This is a genomic window from Enterobacter sp. WP_7_1, assembly GCF_003688535.1.
Taxonomy (GTDB): Bacteria; Pseudomonadota; Gammaproteobacteria; order Enterobacterales; family Enterobacteriaceae; genus Enterobacter; species Enterobacter asburiae.
Genome location: NZ_REFK01000001.1, coordinates 414,675 through 432,117, shown reverse-complemented (window position 1 = coordinate 432,117; position 17,443 = coordinate 414,675). Strand labels below are relative to the sequence as shown.

The window sequence follows — 17,443 nt, the reverse complement described above, 5'->3', positions numbered from 1 at the left end:
TTGTGTCCTTATCGTCATTATTCGGCGCTGACGAGGATACCCTCTTCAGAAAACGCTGCCCGCAAGCGGCGCGCGAACTGGAGCGCATGCTCGCCGTCGCCGTGTAAACACACCGTATCGGCCTGCACGTTCGCCAATGTTCCGTCCACGGCGGTCACCCGCCCGGTGCGCACCATCTCAAGCGTCTGCGCCAGCGCTTTAGCTTCATCGGTAATCAGCGCCCCGGCCTGCGAGCGCGGTACAAGACTACCATCGGGCTGATAGCCGCGGTCGGCAAACACTTCCTGGCGGGTGGTCAGGCCCAGCCGTTCTCCGGCACGAATAAGCTCGCTGTCCGCAAGGCCTACCAGAATCAGCTGTGGATTACAGTCCCGCACCGCGCGGGCAATCGCCTCTGCCAGCGCCGGATCTTTCGCTGCCTGGTTATAGAGCATGCCGTGCGGCTTCACGTGGCGCATCACGCCGTTCTGGGCGCGCACCATCGCCTCCAGCGCGCCGATCTGGTAGAGCACCTGCGCGTAGACCGTCTCAGGCGGCAGATCCATCGCCGTGCGGCCAAAGTTTTCCCGGTCGGGGAAGCTCGGATGAGCGCCTATCGCGACGCCGTTTTTAATGGCATTACGTACGCTCTCCAGCATGGTTTGCGCATCGCCCGCGTGAAAGCCGCAGGCGATGTTGACCGAGGTGACCAGGGTCATCAGTTCCGCATCAGCGCGGCTTCCCTCCCCCAGATCGGCGTTCAAATCAATCTTTACCATCAAGCCTCCACGCCAGCTGCTCCAGATAACGCTGCTGATCCTGCCGCGCCTTAAGCGCCTCCTCCAGCGAACACTGCACGAAGTGAATCGGCTGGCCGAGGGGAATTTGCGCCAGATGGTAGCGATCCGCTTCAATGATGCAGGCAATGCGCGGATAGCCGCCGGTAGTTTGCGCATCGTTCATTAATACGATGGGCTGACCGTTTCCCGGCACCTGAATAACCCCCGGCAATAAACCGTGGGAGAGCAGTTCCCGGTCCGTCGTGCGGGTCAGCGGCTGCCCCTGAAGGCGGTAGCCCATGCGGTTACTCTGCGGGCTGATCTTCCACGGCGCACGCCAGAAGGACTCTTTAGACGCCTCGTCAAACTCATGATATTCCGGCCCCGGTAAGGCGCGGATCTGGTTTCCCCACAGCAGCTGTTTTACGCCCTGCGTGGTCGAGAAATGGCGCGCGGAGGGTTTGATTGCCAGCCGATCGCCGTCGCGCAACAAACGCCCTTCATGCCCGCCGATGCCCGCCTTCTGATCGGTACTGGATGAGCCCAGCACCTCCGGCACGTCAATGCCGCCCGCCACCGCGAGATAGCTACGCACGCCGTGCAGCGGACGTTTGAGCGTCAGGCGCTGCCCGGCTTTCGCCCGCAGCCGCCAGCCGGTCCACACCGCTTTGCCATCCAGCGTCGCCTCACACCCTGCGCCGGTTAAGGCAAACCAGGTTTCCTGACCAAACTCAATCACACACTGACCCAGCGTAATTTCTAGCGCCGCCGTGCTGCCTGGGTTGCCCACAAGCAGGTTGGCAATTTCCAGCGAAGGACGGTCAAGCGCACCGCAGTAGCTCACGCCCGACTGGCGCAGACCAAAGCGGCCGGCATCCTGTACGGAGGTGTAAAGCCCGGCGCGAATAAGCGTTAACATACCCCCTCCTTCTGCGGGATAAAGCGAAGGGTATCCCCGGGACGCAGGAGTATTGGCGTCTCCAGCCCGGGTTCAAATAACGGTGTCGCGGTATGCCCAATAAGCTGCCAGCCGCCAGGCGATGTCAGCGGATAAACGCCGGTCTGCTCGCCGCCGATAGCCACCGTACCCGCCGGCACGCTCACGCGCGGCTCGGCACGGCGTGGCGTATGCAGCCGGGGAGATAATCCGCCCAGATACGGGAATCCGGGCTGAAACCCCAGGAACCAGACCACGTAGTCAATCGAGCTGTGCAGCTCAACAACCTGCTTTTCTGTTAATCCGCAGTGATCTGCCACCACGCCAAGATCCGGCCCACCCGTACCGCCATAAACAACCGGGATCTGAATGGCGCGCGACTCCGGTTCCAGCGCCTCGCTCTCTTCCCACCAGCGCTGCAAACGTTCAATGGCATCCAGCGCCAGGGTATGCGGGCTACGCAGCACGACGGTTATGTTATTCATACCCGGAATGGTCTCAACCACTTCAGGCATGTCGGCCAGACGCTGGGTCAGCCGCCAGATACGCTTTTGCGTGGCAAGCGTCACCGGTGGTTCAAGCTCCAGAACCACTGCGGTTTCACCCAGAAGATAACAACGCGCTCGCTGCACTTAACTACCTCTCGTCAGGCTGGGTTAGGGATATCAATAAAGGTCACATCCAGATCGGTATTTTCCGTCAGCCACTCGCTGAGGGCGCGAATGCCGCCGCGCTCGGTGGCGTGATGGCCAGCCGCGTAAAAATGCAGCCCCTGTTCACGCGCCGAATGAATGGTTTGCTCGGAAACCTCGCCGGTGATAAAAGCATCGACGCCGAAACGCGCGGCGCTGTCGATAAAGCCCTGACCGCCACCGGTACACCATGCGACACGCTTCACCGTATCCGGACCGGTATCACCGCTCCACAGCGGACGACGGCCCAGGCGCGCTTCAATCCACGATGCCAGCTCCAGTCCTGGTACCGGCATCGCCAGCTCGCCCCACGGCACCAGAGGCTCAATTTCGCCCATCACGGTAATGCCCAGTAGCTGCGCCAGCTGGACGTTGTTGCCGAGCTCCGGGTGCGCATCCAGCGGCAGATGGTAGCCGTACAGGTTGATGTCATTTGCCAGCAGCGTTTTCAGGCGATTGCGCTTCATCCCGCGAATAATCGGCGATTCGTTTTTCCAGAAGTAACCGTGATGGACAATCACCGCGTCGGCATTCTGACGAACAGCCTCGTCCAGCAGCGCCTGGCTTGCCGTCACGCCGGTGATAATTTTTTGCACCGTCTCACGACCTTCGACCTGGAGCCCGTTCGGGCCGTAATCGCTGAAAGAGGTACTGTTCAGTTTTTCGTTAATCAGGCTTTCCAGTTCGCTGTTTTTCATCATCACTCTCTTATGCTTTGCGGGCAGCTTCGTACGCCGCCAGCGTGGCGACACGCGCCTGTTTATGGTCGACAATCGGACGAGGGTAATCCAGCTTTACACGCTGTTTATCCGCCCATGCCCACGGTTCGTGGATCGCTTTAGCAGGTATAGCGTTAAGTTCAGGAACCCAGCGGCGGATAAACTCGCCGTCCGCATCAAATTTTTGTCCCTGCGTGGTCGGATTGAAAATCCGGAAATAAGGCGCGGCATCGGTGCCGGTAGAGGCCGCCCACTGCCAGCCGCCGTTATTCGCCGCGAGATCGCCATCGATCAGCTGAGAGATAAAATAGCGCTCTCCGATACGCCAGTCGATAAGCAGATCCTTCACCAGAAAGCTGGCGGTAATCATCCGCAGGCGGTTGTGCATCCACCCCGTCTCATTAAGCTGACGCATGGCGGCATCGACTATCGGGTAGCCCGTCTGCCCGCTTTGCCAGGCCTTCAGCTGCTTATCATTCGATTGCCACTTTACATTATCGGTCCAGCCAATGAAGGGCCGATGCTTACACAAACCAGGATGAAAGGTCATCAGATGGCGGTAGAACTCGCGCCAGATAAGTTCATTCAGCCAGACAGACCCTGCGCCGCCCTCCAGCGCCTGCGGCTGCTCCGCCAGCAGACGATGCAAACACTGGCGCGGTGAGATCGCGCCCAGCGCCAGACAGGCCGACAGGCGGCTGGTGCCCTCGATGGCGGGAAAATCCCGACGCGCGTCGTAACTGGCTGCGTCCTGCTTGCAGAACTGGCGCAGTTGGGCGATAGCCGCTTTCTCGTCGGCGGGGAACAGCGTTTCATCAAACGGCTGCTGAGGGTAATCAAACGTCAGCTCAGGCAGCTCTTTTATGGTTTCGCCTCGCACGGCAGGCGCGGCAACGCACTCCGGCAGCGCCTCTTTCAGACGTTTGATAAAGGCATTTTTGAACGGCGTAAAAACTTTATACATTTCGTGGTTGCCGGTCATCACGCTGCCCGGTGCCAGCATCACGCTGTCATCAAACCCTTCGCAGACCACCCCTTCCAGCATCTTCTCCAGCTGACGGTCGCGCTGCTGCTCGTTGAATTCGTACTGATAGTTGTAAAAAAGATGCGTGACCTTGTGCTGCTTACAGATCTCCTGCACCGTCTGCAGCTGTGCGGCAAAATCACCCACCTCTTTATAGAGAAGCGGTATGCCTTTTCCGGCGAGCGAGTGCTGCAGGTCGGTCAGATACGCACGCAGCAAGGCCGCCTGGCGGGGAGCCATATCGTGCTGCCGCCACTGCTCGGGCGTGGCCATAAACAGAGCCAGTACGTTAGCGTCTTTGTCGCGACAGGCCGCCGCGAGTGCGATGTTGTCATGTACGCGCAGGTCCGCGCGAAACCAAACCAGATGGGTGGGCATAAAACTCCAGGCTATTGTCCATTATGTCCATAAGGGCATGCCGTAAAAGGAAAAAGCATGCATTGAACTACTTTGCCATGAAGTGTAGACGGGATGAAATAAAAAAGGCCGCCAGGGCGGCCTTACAGAGTGCTAACAAAGTGCTTGATGTGCGTTTCGCCCGGCGGCGCTACGCTTGCACGGGCCAACAATGAAACATGCAAAACTTGATATCTTTGCACTGTGTAGGCCGGGTAAGCACAGCGTCACCCGGCAAGAAAGAGGGCTAAATATATGCCTGTAACCTCTGACGAGGGCCTGAAGCCACCCAACGGACCGCGAATCCCGAGGGACAAAAAAACCGCCACATTGCTGTTGGCGGTTTTTTTATTGCTATGTGTAGTCTTCGTATCAGTAGAAATCGCAGGTCGCTTTCTCGGCCTGATCCATCCACACCGGCTTCTCGCTGGTTTTCGCCCAGACGCGGTGCAGATAGCTGTAAAAACGTGCACGATCTTTCCAGAACAGCATCACCGGCAGAGCCAGCACGCCAGCCACTACGGCGAAAGCGCGGCGCAAGAACACGATATGAGCCGGATACTCTTTATAAAGATCCATATTTTTCTCCCCTATAGTTGGCCGGAAACGTCATCCGGAAAATTCAAAATCTGTGACCTGGCTAAAATAATATCGCTTTGTTTGTAATTTTACTACTCATCCGACCACTTATTTTTGCCCATTTAGTGAATATTTACATTCTCTCCGTAATTAAGTTACAAAAAAGTTAACGATTTACTTATCAATAGTTAAATTGTGGGCTTTGGCATTTTTATACTTTTTTTACACCCGCCCTCCCCATTTTTGCGAAATCTTTGCGCCGGAAATCCTACCGTTAGTACAACAACGAAAGTCACCCGGAGGTGGATTGTGAGTGCAGGTCTTATTGCCGGCATCGTGCTGGTGTTCCTGTTATTGGGTTATCTGGTCTATGCCCTGATAAATGCGGAGGCCTTCTGATGGCTGCTCAGGCGTTTCTGCTTATTGCCAGCTTCTTAGTGGTACTGTTCATTCTGGCAAGGCCACTGGGATCGGGACTGGCACGATTAATCAACAACGTCCCCCTGCCCGGCACGGGAAGCGTTGAAAAAAGGATCTGGCGCGTACTGGGAATAGACGATCGGGAGATGAGCTGGCGTCAGTATCTGATCGCCATTTTGCTGCTGAATATCGTTGGGCTCATTGCGCTTTTTGCGATGCTGATGTTGCAGGGCATCCTGCCGCTGAATCCGCAACAGTTACCGGGCCTGTCCTGGCATCTTGCGCTGAACACGGCGGTGAGCTTTGTCACTAACACCAACTGGCAGTCCTACGCCGGTGAAACCACGCTGAGCTATTTCAGCCAGATGGTCGGGTTAACCGTGCAAAACTTCCTCTCGGCCGCCAGCGGTATCGCGGTGATCTTCGCGCTGACGCGTGCGTTTGCGCGTCAGAAAATCAATACCCTGGGTAACGCGTGGGTGGATCTGACACGCATTACGCTGTGGATCCTTCTGCCAATTGCGCTGCTGATCGCGCTGTTCTTTATCCAGCAGGGCACCCTGCAAAACCTGATGCCTTACGCGCCCTATACCTCGCTGGAAGGTGCAAAACAGCTCCTGCCAATGGGGCCAGTAGCGTCACAGGAAGCCATCAAAATGCTCGGGACGAACGGGGGTGGCTTCTTCAACGCCAACTCGTCGCATCCGTTTGAAAACCCTACCGCACTGACCAATTTTGTGCAGATGCTGGCGATTTTCCTGATCCCCGCCGCGCTCTGCTTTGCCTTTGGTGATGTGGTTAACGATCGCCGTCAGGGCCGCACCCTGCTCTGGACCATGTCGCTGATCTTTGTGGTCTGCGTGGCGCTGGTGATGTGGGCTGAATGGAACGGCAACAGCCATTTCATGCAGCTGGGGGCCAACAGCAATATCAACATGGAAGGTAAAGAGAGCCGCTTTGGCATTCTCGCCAGCAGCCTGTATGCGGTGGTCACCACGGCGGCCTCGTGCGGGGCAGTTAATGCCATGCACGATTCCTTTACGGCGCTGGGTGGCATGATCCCGATGTGGCTGATGCAGATTGGCGAAGTCGTCTTTGGCGGCGTGGGTTCGGGTCTTTACGGCATGCTGCTGTTCGTGCTGCTGGCGGTGTTTATTGCAGGTTTGATGATTGGCCGCACCCCGGAATACCTCGGTAAAAAAATCGACGTTCGCGAGATGAAATTAACCGCGCTGGCAATTCTGGTCACCCCTGCGCTTGTGCTGCTCGGCACTGCGCTGGCGCTGATGACCGAGGCCGGACGCAGCGGCATCTTTAACCCCGGCATTCACGGTTTTAGTGAAGTGCTGTATGCCGTCTCTTCTGCCGCCAACAACAACGGCAGCGCCTTTGCGGGCCTAAGCGCCAACTCACCGTTCTGGAACTGCCTGCTGGCGTTCTGCATGTTTGTGGGTCGCTTTGGGATCATTGTGCCGGTGTTAGCGATTGCCGGATCGCTGGTGAATAAAAAAATCCAACCGACCACCACCGGGACATTACCGACCCACGGCGCGCTGTTTATCGGCCTGCTGACGGGCACCGTGTTACTGGTCGGCGCCCTGACCTTTATCCCCGCCCTCGCGTTAGGCCCGGTCGCGGAATACCTCTCTTTACGCTGATTTTGCGGAGAAATTGTCATGAGTCGTAAACAACTGGCCCTGTTCGAACCGTCATTAGTTCGCCAGGCGCTCATGGATGCGGTGAAAAAGCTGAGCCCGCGCGTGCAGTGGCACAACCCGGTGATGTTTATTGTCTGGGCGGGAAGCGTGCTGACCACCGCCCTGGCGATTGCCATGGGAACGGGCCACATGCCGGGGAATGCGATGTTTACCGGCGCCATCAGCCTGTGGCTGTGGTTCACCGTGCTGTTCGCCAACTTTGCGGAAGCGCTGGCGGAAGGCCGGAGTAAAGCCCAGGCCAACAGCCTGAAAGGGGTGAAAAAAACCGCCTTCGCGCGCAAGCTACGTGAGCCGAAATACGGCGCGCAGATGGATCACGTTCCGGCGGATGAACTGCGTAAAGGCGATGTGGTGCTGGTAGAGGCCGGGGACATTATCCCTTGCGACGGTGAAGTTATCGAAGGGGGCGCCTCGGTGGATGAAAGCGCCATTACCGGGGAGTCCGCGCCGGTTATCCGTGAATCCGGCGGCGATTTCGCCTCCGTGACGGGCGGGACGCGCATTCTCTCCGACTGGCTGGTGATCCAGTGTAGCGTTAACCCGGGGGAAACCTTCCTCGACCGGATGATCGCCATGGTGGAAGGCGCCCAGCGTCGTAAAACGCCGAACGAGATTGCCCTGACCATCCTGCTGGTGGCCCTGACCATCGTCTTCCTGCTGGCAACCGCGACGCTGTGGCCGTTCTCCGCCTATGGCGGCACCGCGGTCACCATCACGGTGCTGGTGGCGCTGCTGGTCTGCCTGATCCCAACCACCATTGGTGGCCTGCTGTCAGCCATCGGCGTGGCCGGCATGAGCCGTATGCTCGGTGCCAACGTCATCGCCACCAGCGGGCGCGCGGTGGAAGCCGCCGGTGACGTGGATGTCTTACTGCTGGATAAAACCGGGACTATTACCCTCGGTAACCGCCAGGCGTCAGATTTCTTACCCGCCCCGGGCGTGGATGAAAAAACGCTGGCAGATGCCGCGCAGCTCTCTTCGCTTGCCGATGAAACCCCGGAAGGCCGCAGTATCGTGATCCTCGCCAAGCAGCGCTTTAACCTGCGCCAGCGCGACGTTCAGAGCCTGCACGCCACTTTCGTGCCCTTCACGGCGCAAACCCGCATGAGCGGCATTAACATTCAGGATCGCATGATCCGCAAAGGCTCTGTTGACGCCATCCGTCGCCACATTGAGGCCAACAACGGCCACTTCCCACCGGAAGTGGACAGCCTGGTCGAAAGCGTGGCCCGTCAGGGGGCGACGCCGCTGGTGGTGGCCGAAGGGGCACACGTGCTGGGGGTGATTGCCCTGAAGGATATCGTCAAAGGCGGCATCAAGGAGCGCTTTGCCCAGCTGCGGAAAATGGGGATCAAAACGGTGATGATCACCGGGGATAACCGTCTTACCGCCGCGGCGATTGCCGCCGAAGCGGGCGTGGATGATTTTCTTTCTGAAGCCACACCGGAAGCGAAACTGGCGCTGATTCGTCAGTATCAGGCGGAAGGCCGCCTGGTGGCGATGACGGGTGACGGTACCAACGATGCCCCTGCCCTGGCGCAGGCCGACGTGGCTGTGGCAATGAACTCCGGTACCCAGGCGGCAAAAGAGGCGGGCAACATGGTCGATCTCGACTCTAACCCGACCAAGCTGATTGAAGTGGTGCACATTGGCAAGCAGATGCTGATGACGCGCGGGTCGCTGACCACGTTCAGTATCGCCAACGACGTGGCGAAGTATTTCGCCATCATCCCGGCCGCGTTTGCTGCGACCTATCCGCAATTAAACGCCCTGAACGTGATGCACCTGCACTCCCCGTCCTCGGCCATTCTCAGCGCGGTGATCTTTAACGCCCTGATTATTGTCTTCCTGATCCCGCTGGCGCTGAAAGGCGTGAGCTATAAGCCGCTCACGGCCGCCGCCATGCTGCGCCGCAACCTGTGGATTTACGGCCTGGGCGGGCTGGTGGTGCCTTTCATCGGTATCAAGGTTATCGACCTGCTGTTGACGCTGTTCGGCCTGGTTTAAAAGGTGAATCAAATGACGATGTTACGCCCCGCTATACTTCTGTTTATTCTGCTGTCTCTCATTACCGGCGGGCTGTACCCGCTGGTGACCACCGCGCTGGGCCAGTGGTGGTTTAAGGATCGGGCCAACGGCTCGCTGATTATGCAAAACGGTGAAAACCGCGGTTCACGCCTGATTGGTCAGAACTTTACGGATGCCCGTTACTTCCAGGGACGCCCTTCCGCCACTGCCGAAAGCCCGTATAATCCGATGGCATCCGGCGGCAGCAACCTGGCGGGCAGCAACCCCGAGCTGGACAAAGCCGTTGCTGAGCGCGTGGCAGCCCTGCGCGCCGCTAATCCGCAGGCCAGCCGTGAGGTGCCCGTAGAGCTGGTGACCGCCTCGGCCAGCGGGCTGGACTACAGCCTGACGCCGGCAGCAGCGGCATGGCAAATCCCGCGCGTCGCCGCGGCCCGTCAGCTGACCATCGAACAGGTTAGCCAGCTGGTTGCAGAGCACACGCAAAAGCCGCTGGTCAGCTTTATCGGCATGCCCGTGGTGAATATTGTTGAGCTGAATCTGGCGCTGGACGCGCTAAGGAAAAACTAAATGACCGACGAGCCCATGCGCCCGGATCCGGACAGGCTGCTTGAACAGACGGCCGAAGCCCATCGCGGCAAACTGAAAATTTTCTTTGGCGCCTGCGCAGGCGTCGGGAAAACCTTCGCCATGCTGACGGAAGCCCAGCGGCTTCGGGCGCAGGGGCTCGATATATTGATAGGCGTGGTAGAAACCCACGGACGCAAAGAGACCGCATCTCTGCTGAAGGGGCTGGCCACCCAGCCGCCCCGCCGCATCAGCCACCGCGGTCGGTTAGTCACCGAATTCGATCTCGATGCCGCCCTCGCCCGCCGTCCCGCCCTTATCCTGATGGACGAACTGGCGCACAGCAATGCGCCAGGCTCACGCCATCCAAAACGCTGGCAGGATGTAGAAGAACTACTCGAAGCCGGCATCGATGTTTTCACGACGGTTAACGTTCAGCATCTTGAAAGCCTGAACGACGTGGTGAGCGGCGTCACGGGCATTCAGGTGCGCGAGACGGTGCCCGATCCCTTCTTTGATTCCGCCGATGAAGTGGTGCTGGTTGACCTGCCCCCCGATGATTTGCGCCAGCGCCTGCACGAAGGCAAAGTCTATATTGCCGGCCAGGCCGAGCGCGCCATCGAACATTTCTTCCGTAAAGGTAACCTGATTGCCCTGCGCGAGCTGGCCCTGCGTCGTACTGCCGATCGCGTCGACGATCAGATGCGCGCCTGGCGCGACCTGCAGGGCCAGGAGCGCGTCTGGCATACGCGAGATGCCATCCTGCTGTGCGTAGGGCACGGCAGCGGCAATGAAAAGCTTGTCCGCACCGCCGCGCGCCTGGCGGCTAAATTTGGCAGCGTCTGGCATGCGGTGTATGTCGAAACGCCGCAGCTGCACGCTCTGCCCGAAAACCAGCGTCGCGCGATATTGAGTTCGCTTCGCCTGGCGCAGGAGCTGGGTGCCGAAACCGCCACCCTCTCCGACCCACAGGAAGATAAAGCCATTTTGCGCTACGCCCGTGAGCACAATCTGGGGAAAATCGTGATTGGCCGTCGCCAGCATCGCCGCTGGTTTAGCCGCGAATCGTTTGCCGACAAGCTGGCCCACCGCGCACCGGATCTTGATCTGGTGATCGTGGCGCTGGATGATAAGCCCACGCAGCTACCCAGCCGCGCGCCGGACAGCCGTGCCTTCAGCGATAAATGGCGCATTCAGCTGCGCGGCTGTCTTGTCGCCGTCGTGCTCTGCGCCCTGATTACCGTGATTGCCAGCCAGTGGCTGATCGCGTTTGATGCCGCCAACCTGGTGATGATCTACCTGCTTGGCGTAGTGGTGGTGGCGCTCTTTTACGGGCGCTGGCCCTCGGTACTGGCGACGGTCATCAACGTCATCAGCTTCGATCTGTTCTTTATTGCCCCCCGCGGGACGCTCGCCGTGTCGGATGTGCAGTACATCCTCACCTTTGCGGTGATGCTCACCGTCGGGCTGGTGATCGGGAATCTGACGGCGGGCGTGCGCTACCAGGCGCGTATTGCCCGCTATCGCGAGCAGCGCACGCGCCATCTCTATGAGATGTCGAAATCGCTGGCGGTGGGACGCACGCCGCTGGATATCGTGCAGACCAGCGAGCAGTTTATTCGCTCGACGTTTCATGCCAGCAACCTGATTTTGCTCCCGGACGAACACGGCAAGCTGCGACCGCTGACGTCGGCCTCAGGCATGACTCCCTGGGACGAAGCCATCGCGCGCTGGAGCTTTGATAAAGGGTTACCTGCGGGCGCAGGGACCGACACCCTGCCCGGCGTGCCCTATCAAATTCTACCGCTGCGCAGCGCCGATAAAAATCAGGGGCTGGTGATTGTTGAGCCCTCAAACCTGCGCCAGCTGATGATCCCCGAACAGCAGCGGCTGCTGGAGACCTTTACGCTGCTGGTTGCCAGCGCCCTGGAGCGGCTGGCCCTCACCGCCAGCGAAGAGCAGGCCCGGCTGGCGAGCGAGCGGGAAAGCATTCGTAACTCGCTGCTGGCGGCGCTCTCTCACGATCTGCGAACCCCGCTCACCGTCCTGTTTGGTCAGTCAGAAATCCTGACGCTGGACCTGGCGGCGGAAGGCTCTAAACACGCTCTACAGGCCAGCGAGATCCGCCAGCATGTGCTGAATACCACGCGCCTGGTGAATAACCTGCTCGATATGGCGCGTATCCAGTCAGGCGGTTTTAACCTCAAAAAAGAGTGGCTCACGCTTGAAGAGGTAGTGGGCAGCGCCCTGAAAATGCTCGAACCCGGCCTGGGTGGGCGCCATATTGCGCTGAATATGCCCGAGCCCCTGACCTTAATTCACGTTGATGGCCCGCTGTTTGAACGGGTGCTGATCAACCTGCTGGAAAATGCCGGCAAATATGCGGGCGCCAGCGCGCAAATTGGCGTGGATGCGACGGTGGACGATGGCACGCTTCACCTTGACGTCTGGGATACAGGACCCGGCATTCCAAGCGGGCAGGAGCTGGCTATTTTCGAAAAATTCGCGCGCGGCAATAAGGAGTCGGCCATTCCGGGCGTGGGGCTGGGGCTGGCGATTTGCCAGGCGATCATTGACGTCCACGGTGGGTCCATCTCCGCAGAGAATCGTCCCGAAGGCGGCGCGCGGTTTTGTGTTACACTTCCTCTGGAAACCCCGCCAGAACTTAATGAATTACCAGAGGATTTGTGATCAACGTTCTGATTGTTGAAGATGAGATCGCCATTAGCCGTTTTCTGCGCGCTGCGCTGGAAGGGGACGGTCTGCGCGTTCATGATGCGGGTACGCTTCAGCGGGGTTTAATAGAAGCCGCCACCCGCAAGCCGGACCTGGTGATCCTCGATCTTGGCCTGCCGGACGGCGACGGTATCGATTTTATCCGGGAAGTGCGTCAGTGGAGCCAGATGCCGATCCTCGTGCTCTCCGCGCGTACGGAAGAGACGGATAAAATCGCGGCGCTGGATGCCGGGGCGGATGACTATCTGATTAAACCTTTTGGTATCGGCGAGCTACAGGCTCGCCTTCGCGTGGCGCTGCGCCGCCACAGCGCAACCACGCCCGCTGACCCAACCTACACGTTTGGAGATATCCGGGTTGACCTGGCCGCGCGACGCATTGTGCGCGGTGAAGATGAAATCCATCTCACGCCAATAGAATTTCGCCTGCTCGCCGTGCTGCTCAACAATCACGGCAAGGTACTCACCCAACGCCAGCTGTTAAGTCAGGTGTGGGGACCCAACGCTGTAGAACATAGTCATTATTTACGCATATATATGGGACATCTTCGTCAGAAACTCGAAGTTGACCCCGCTCGCCCTCGCCATTTATTAACTGAAACCGGTATCGGTTATCGGTTTATGCTTTGAATAACTATTCATTTTATTTTTAAATAAAATCTAAATACCTCAGACAATATTTCATAAATAACCCATACATTATTTTTACGGGCTATTTTTGTTCATTTAAAACATTGATAACACAATCTGTTAACGCAACGCCAACAAATCAGAATTTTGATCTGCAATATTCATCCAAAACGAATATTTATTTCTGATTTGATCGGTTAACGGTGATCTACCTCACGGTTAATCGCCTTTCTCTGGATAAAATGACCATGCTTTCAATTACTGAAAGAAAAATGAAACATGGAAAACAACAATCGCTTAATGCCCCATATAAGGCGGACAACACATATCATGATGTTTGCCCACCGAAACTGCTTTGACTTTCATCTCTTTAATGCCCGGTAGTCCTTCGACTTCTGGCGCACCCGCTTACAGGTTATCCTGAAACACCTTATTTTACAGGCTACTGCCTGTGAACTCGTGCGCTCATTCATTTTAATTCAGACTCATCCGCACCGGGCGGACTGAATTTCAATCATCAAAAAAGCAATTCACTGATTTTAATCAGCGGCCACCCTTTGCTTTTTTTCCGGTAAATTATCGATTTCTTTCTTGCAGGAAATCGAGGGACGCTTATTACCTAAAATAAAGAGAGAAAGATGAAAAGTTTAAAAATCGCAGCCAGCCGTGCATGTCCGGATTGCTTTACTACCCAGCGTGAACTGGTGGATGTCCGAGCCTCTGATTATATTGATGTTGCCGCCATTGTTCTGGCGGTCACGGATATTGCCAGCGGTATCCTGGACGAAATAGAAGCCACCGGTTTTGGCATTCCTGTTTTTGTCGCGACGCACAAAGAAGAGTTCATCCCGGCAGACTATTTATCGCGCATTCATGGCGTATTTGAGTATTCAGACACCAGCAACGACTTTTATGGACGCCAGCTGGAAGCTGCAGCCCAGAAGTATGAAACCCAGCTGCGCCCGCCGTTTTTCCGCGCGCTGGTCGACTATGTGAAGCAGGGCAACAGCGCGTTTGACTGCCCGGGGCATCAGGGTGGCCAGTTCTTCCGCCGTCATCCTGCCGGTAATCAGTTTGTCGATTTCTTTGGTGAGACGCTTTTCCGCTCCGATCTGTGCAACGCCGACGTGGCGATGGGGGATCTGCTGATCCACGAAGGCGCGCCGTGCATCGCCCAGCAGCATGCGGCAAAAGTCTTTAACGCCGATAAGACCTACTTCGTGCTGAATGGCACCTCGTCATCCAACAAAGTGGTGCTTAACGCCCTGCTCACCCCGGGTGACCTGGTGCTGTTCGACCGTAACAACCACAAATCTAACCATCACGGTGCCCTCCTCCAGGCTGGCGCAACGCCGGTCTATCTGGAGACCGCGCGCAACCCGTACGGCTTTATTGGCGGCATTGACGCCCACTGCTTTGAAGAAAGTTATCTGCGCGAGCTGGTGGCAGAGGTGGCGCCGGGCCGTGCACGCGATGCGCGTCCGTTCCGTCTGGCGGTGATCCAGCTGGGCACCTACGATGGCACCATCTATAACGCCCGTCAGGTGGTTGATAAGATTGGACACCTGTGTGATTACATCCTGTTTGACTCGGCCTGGGTGGGTTATGAGCAGTTTATTCCGATGATGGCCGACTGCTCTCCGCTGCTGCTGGAGCTGAACGAAAACGATCCGGGGATCCTGGTCACCCAGTCCGTGCATAAACAGCAGGCCGGCTTCTCGCAGACCTCGCAAATCCATAAGAAAGACAGCCATATCAAAGGGCAACAGCGCTATGTCCCGCATAAGCGGCTGAATAATGCCTTTATGATGCACGCCTCCACCAGCCCGTTTTATCCGCTGTTCGCTGCGCTGGACATTAACGCCCGTATGCATGAGGGCCAGAGCGGCCGCAACATGTGGATGGACTGCGTGGTGAACGGTATCGAAGCACGCAAGCTGATCCTGGAGAACTGCCGGAATCTGCGCCCCTTCGTGCCGGAAACGGTAGATGGCCGCCCGTGGGAAAGCTGGGACACCGCGGAAATTGCGACCGATCTGCGCTTCTTCCACTTCGTACCGGGTGAAAACTGGCACGCTTTTGAAGGCTACGCTGAGCATCAGTATTTTATCGACCCGTGCAAGCTCCTGCTGACCACGCCGGGCATCAACGCCCGCACCGGGGAGTATGACGACTTCGGCGTGCCCGCCACTATCCTTGCCAACTTCCTGCGTGAAAACGGCATCGTGCCGGAGAAATGCGATCTCAACTCGATCCTGTTCCTGCTCACGCCTGCGGAAGATATGGGCAAACTGCAGCAGCTGGTGGCGCAGCTGGTGCGCTTCGAAAAACTGCTCGAGAGCGATGTTCCGCTGAAAGACGTCCTGCCTTCTCTCTATAAACAGCATCCGGAGCGTTACGCGGATTACACCCTGCGCCAGATCTGCCAGGAAATGCACGACCTGTACGCCCGCCACAACGTGAAGCAGCTGCAGAAAGAGATGTTCCGCAAGTCTCACTTCCCGCGCGTGATGATGAACCCGCAGGACGCCAACTACGCCTATCTGCGCGGTGAGGTTGAACTGGTCTCACTGCGCGACGCGGAAGGCCGTATCGCCGCCGAAGGCGCGCTCCCTTATCCACCGGGAGTGCTGTGCGTGGTTCCAGGGGAAGTCTGGGGCGGTTCGGTGCTGCGCTACTTTGCCGCGCTGGAAGAAGGCATCAACCTGCTGCCGGGCTTCGCGCCGGAGCTGCAGGGTGTGTACGTCGAGGAGTGTGAGGGTCGCAAACAGGTTCGCTGTAACGTCATCAAACAACCCGCCGCTCAGCCCGCGCTGCTGAAAGGAGAGAAATTATGAGTAAGTCCAATAAGATGGGCGTGGTGCAGCTGACCATCCTCACCATGGTGAACATGATGGGATCCGGGATTATCATGCTGCCCACCAAACTGGCAGAGGTGGGTACCATCTCTATCATCTCCTGGCTGGTGACGGCAGTCGGTTCAATGGCGCTGGCGTGGGCGTTCGCCAAGTGCGGGATGTTCAGCCGTAAGTCAGGGGGCATGGGGGGCTATGCCGAATACGCCTTTGGCAAGTCGGGCAACTTTATGGCCAACTATACCTACGGCGTGTCGCTGCTGATCGCCAACGTGGCGATTGCCATCTCCGCGGTGGGTTACGGAACGGAGCTGTTTGGCGCGACGCTCAGCCCGGTACAAATTGGGCTGGCGACCATCGGGGTGCTGTGGATCTGCACCGTCGCTAACTTTGGCGGCGCGCGTATCACCGGACAGCTCTCCAGCATCACCGTCTGGGGCGTGATTATACCGGTTGTCGGCCTGTGCATCATCGGCTGGTTCTGGTTTAGCCCGACGCTCTACGCCAACTCCTGGAACCCGCACCATGTGCCGTTCTTTACCGCTGTTGGGTCATCCATCGCCATGACGCTGTGGGCCTTCCTGGGTCTGGAATCCGCCTGCGCGAACGCGGAAGTGGTAGAGAATCCGGAAAAGAACGTGCCGATTGCGGTCCTCGGCGGCACGCTGGGCGCGGCGGTGATCTATATCGTCTCGACTAACGTGATTGCGGGCATCGTACCGAATATGGATCTGGCTAACTCCACGGCGCCGTTCGGGCTGGCCTTCGCGCAGATGTTCACGCCTGAGGTCGGGAAAGTGATCATGGGTCTGATGGTCATGTCCTGCTGCGGTTCACTCCTCGGCTGGCAGTTCACCATCGCACAGGTGTTTAAATCCTCGGCTGATGAAGGTTACTTCCCAAAAATCTTCTCCCGCGTGACCAAAGCGGATGCGCCGGTGCAGGGGATGCTGGCAATTGTCATCTTCCAGAGCGGATTGTCGCTGATGACCATTAGCCCGTCGCTGAACAGCCAGTTCAACGTGCTGGTCAACCTGGCGGTGGTGACGAACATCATTCCGTATATTCTGTCGATGGCAGCGCTGGTGATCATCCAGAAGGTGGCGAAGGTGGATCCACGCAAAGCGCGTGCGGCCAATATCGTGGCGCTGATCGGGGCAATCTACAGCTTCTATGCGCTCTACTCATCCGGCCAGGAAGCGATGCTGTATGGCGCGATGGTGACCTTTATGGGCTGGACGCTGTACGGTCTGGTGTCACCGCGGTTTGAATTGAAGAACAAGCACAGTTAAGTAAAAGCAAAACGGCAACCCATGGGTTGCCGTTTTTAGTGTTTTCCCCCTCTCCTGTGGGAGAGGGGCGGGGTGAGGGCATCAGCCCGCCACCAT

The 17,443-nt window shown here is 57.8% G+C and carries 15 protein-coding genes; 9 read left to right on the top strand and 6 right to left on the bottom strand.

Going from position 1 to position 17,443, the window contains the following annotated elements:
• Positions 1–17: 17 nt before the first annotated feature.
• From pxpA to BJ885_RS02090, 6 genes are all read right to left on the bottom strand, one after another.
• The gene (gene pxpA, locus BJ885_RS02115; RefSeq protein ID WP_121931075.1) at positions 18–758 is read right to left on the bottom strand and encodes a 5-oxoprolinase subunit PxpA; all 741 of its coding nucleotides are present in this window, start codon (positions 756–758) and stop codon (positions 18–20) included.
• Positions 745–1,677 carry a 5-oxoprolinase subunit PxpC gene (gene pxpC, locus BJ885_RS02110; protein WP_047648380.1) on the bottom strand — a complete coding sequence of 311 codons (933 nt, stop codon included), beginning with the start codon at positions 1,675–1,677 and terminating at the stop codon, positions 745–747. Before pxpC ends, pxpA begins: the two co-directional genes overlap by 14 nt.
• On the bottom strand, positions 1,671–2,327 hold the full coding sequence (pxpB, locus tag BJ885_RS02105) for a 5-oxoprolinase subunit PxpB (RefSeq protein ID WP_029741173.1): 657 nt from the start codon (positions 2,325–2,327) through the stop codon (positions 1,671–1,673). Before pxpB ends, pxpC begins: the two co-directional genes overlap by 7 nt.
• Positions 2,328–2,341: 14 nt before the next feature.
• The gene (locus tag BJ885_RS02100) at positions 2,342–3,085 is read right to left on the bottom strand and encodes a type 2 GTP cyclohydrolase I (RefSeq protein WP_023310783.1); all 744 of its coding nucleotides are present in this window, start codon (positions 3,083–3,085) and stop codon (positions 2,342–2,344) included.
• Positions 3,086–3,095: 10 nt separating this feature from the next.
• A complete protein-coding gene (gene phrB / locus BJ885_RS02095) occupies positions 3,096–4,508 on the bottom strand; it encodes a deoxyribodipyrimidine photo-lyase (RefSeq protein WP_059346355.1) in 1,413 nt (470 codons plus the stop codon).
• Positions 4,509–4,898: 390 nt separating this feature from the next.
• A complete protein-coding gene (locus BJ885_RS02090; protein ID WP_023310781.1) occupies positions 4,899–5,105 on the bottom strand; it encodes a YbfA family protein in 207 nt (68 codons plus the stop codon).
• 309 nt (positions 5,106–5,414) lie between these two features.
• Between BJ885_RS02090 and kdpF the strand changes: the two genes are divergently transcribed.
• The 9 genes from kdpF (at position 5,415) to potE (ending at position 17,347) form a co-directional block, all read left to right on the top strand.
• Entirely contained in the window at positions 5,415–5,504 is a 90-nt protein-coding gene (gene kdpF, locus BJ885_RS02085) for a K(+)-transporting ATPase subunit F (RefSeq protein WP_014069365.1), read from the top strand.
• Complete coding sequence (gene kdpA / locus BJ885_RS02080; RefSeq protein ID WP_121931074.1) at positions 5,504–7,183, top strand: potassium-transporting ATPase subunit KdpA; 1,680 nt, start codon at positions 5,504–5,506, stop codon at positions 7,181–7,183. The genes kdpF and kdpA overlap by 1 nt, the downstream gene beginning before the upstream one ends.
• Positions 7,184–7,201: 18 nt before the next feature.
• The gene (kdpB, locus tag BJ885_RS02075) at positions 7,202–9,250 is read left to right on the top strand and encodes a potassium-transporting ATPase subunit KdpB (protein WP_029741177.1); all 2,049 of its coding nucleotides are present in this window, start codon (positions 7,202–7,204) and stop codon (positions 9,248–9,250) included.
• 12 nt (positions 9,251–9,262) lie between these two features.
• Positions 9,263–9,838 carry a potassium-transporting ATPase subunit KdpC gene (gene kdpC, locus BJ885_RS02070; RefSeq protein ID WP_059346352.1) on the top strand — a complete coding sequence of 192 codons (576 nt, stop codon included), beginning with the start codon at positions 9,263–9,265 and terminating at the stop codon, positions 9,836–9,838.
• The gene (gene kdpD / locus BJ885_RS02065) at positions 9,839–12,526 is read left to right on the top strand and encodes a two-component system sensor histidine kinase KdpD (protein WP_121931073.1); all 2,688 of its coding nucleotides are present in this window, start codon (positions 9,839–9,841) and stop codon (positions 12,524–12,526) included.
• Positions 12,523–13,200: a two-component system response regulator KdpE gene (gene kdpE / locus BJ885_RS02060; RefSeq protein ID WP_121931072.1), complete on the top strand. Its 678-nt coding sequence runs from the start codon at positions 12,523–12,525 to the stop codon at positions 13,198–13,200. Before kdpD ends, kdpE begins: the two co-directional genes overlap by 4 nt.
• A 279-nt stretch (positions 13,201–13,479) precedes the next feature.
• Positions 13,480–13,584, top strand: coding sequence for a leader peptide SpeFL (speFL, locus tag BJ885_RS02055; RefSeq protein WP_003858645.1), 105 nt, complete (start codon positions 13,480–13,482; stop codon positions 13,582–13,584).
• A gap of 254 nt (positions 13,585–13,838) precedes the next feature.
• On the top strand, positions 13,839–16,037 hold the full coding sequence (speF, locus tag BJ885_RS02050; RefSeq protein ID WP_121931071.1) for an ornithine decarboxylase SpeF: 2,199 nt from the start codon (positions 13,839–13,841) through the stop codon (positions 16,035–16,037).
• Positions 16,034–17,347: a putrescine-ornithine antiporter gene (gene potE / locus BJ885_RS02045; RefSeq protein WP_014831099.1), complete on the top strand. Its 1,314-nt coding sequence runs from the start codon at positions 16,034–16,036 to the stop codon at positions 17,345–17,347. The genes speF and potE overlap by 4 nt, the downstream gene beginning before the upstream one ends.
• Positions 17,348–17,443: the final 96 nt, after the last annotated feature.

Excerpts from the sequence above, each read along its gene's own strand:
- pxpA (WP_121931075.1), bottom strand. The coding sequence starts at position 758 with ATGGTAAAGATTGATTTGAACGCCGATCTGGGGGAGGGAAGCCGCGCT.
- pxpC (WP_047648380.1), bottom strand. The coding sequence starts at position 1,677 with ATGTTAACGCTTATTCGCGCCGGGCTTTACACCTCCGTACAGGATGCC.
- BJ885_RS02100 (WP_023310783.1), bottom strand. The coding sequence starts at position 3,085 with ATGAAAAACAGCGAACTGGAAAGCCTGATTAACGAAAAACTGAACAGT.
- phrB (WP_059346355.1), bottom strand. The coding sequence starts at position 4,508 with ATGCCCACCCATCTGGTTTGGTTTCGCGCGGACCTGCGCGTACATGAC.
- BJ885_RS02090 (WP_023310781.1), bottom strand. The coding sequence starts at position 5,105 with ATGGATCTTTATAAAGAGTATCCGGCTCATATCGTGTTCTTGCGCCGC.
- kdpA (WP_121931074.1), top strand. The coding sequence starts at position 5,504 with ATGGCTGCTCAGGCGTTTCTGCTTATTGCCAGCTTCTTAGTGGTACTG.
- kdpB (WP_029741177.1), top strand. The coding sequence starts at position 7,202 with ATGAGTCGTAAACAACTGGCCCTGTTCGAACCGTCATTAGTTCGCCAG.
- kdpC (WP_059346352.1), top strand. The coding sequence starts at position 9,263 with ATGACGATGTTACGCCCCGCTATACTTCTGTTTATTCTGCTGTCTCTC.
- kdpD (WP_121931073.1), top strand. The coding sequence starts at position 9,839 with ATGACCGACGAGCCCATGCGCCCGGATCCGGACAGGCTGCTTGAACAG.
- speFL (WP_003858645.1), top strand. The coding sequence starts at position 13,480 with ATGGAAAACAACAATCGCTTAATGCCCCATATAAGGCGGACAACACAT.
- speF (WP_121931071.1), top strand. The coding sequence starts at position 13,839 with ATGAAAAGTTTAAAAATCGCAGCCAGCCGTGCATGTCCGGATTGCTTT.
- potE (WP_014831099.1), top strand. The coding sequence starts at position 16,034 with ATGAGTAAGTCCAATAAGATGGGCGTGGTGCAGCTGACCATCCTCACC.